We start from the raw sequence: 311 nt of genomic DNA, 5'->3' as shown, positions 1-311 counted from the left end.
CCCGAAGCCGGTGGCCCAACCCCTTGTGGGAGGGAGCTGTCGAAGGTGGGACTGGCGATTGGGACGAAGTCGTAACAAGGTAGCCGTACCGGAAGGTGCGGCTGGATCACCTCCTTTCTAAGGAGCATCTAGATTCCGCAAGGAATCCAGAGCCACTACGTCGGCGAATGTTCGACGGTGGTCAGCTCATGGGTGGAACGTTGATTATTCGGCACGATTCGTGAGGATCATTAGTACTGCTTCGGCGTGGAACGTGAATCTGATCTGGTCGTGTCGGGCACGCTGTTGGGTGTCTGAGGGTGCGAGCGTTG

Annotated in this window: 1 rRNA gene; it reads left to right on the top strand. The window is 57.6% G+C overall.

Annotated features, from left to right (window positions below):
• Positions 1–117, top strand: a 16S ribosomal RNA gene (locus tag E2B92_RS32515); the annotation flags it as partial.
• Between the last annotated feature and the right edge of the window lie 194 nt (positions 118–311).

The sequence above is a fragment of the Streptomyces sp. WAC05374 genome, assembly GCF_004353505.1.
In the GTDB taxonomy this organism is placed as follows: Bacteria; Actinomycetota; Actinomycetes; order Streptomycetales; family Streptomycetaceae; genus Streptomyces.
Note: the sequence above shows the minus strand (reverse complement) of the source record. Positions and strands in the feature narration are given on the sequence as shown.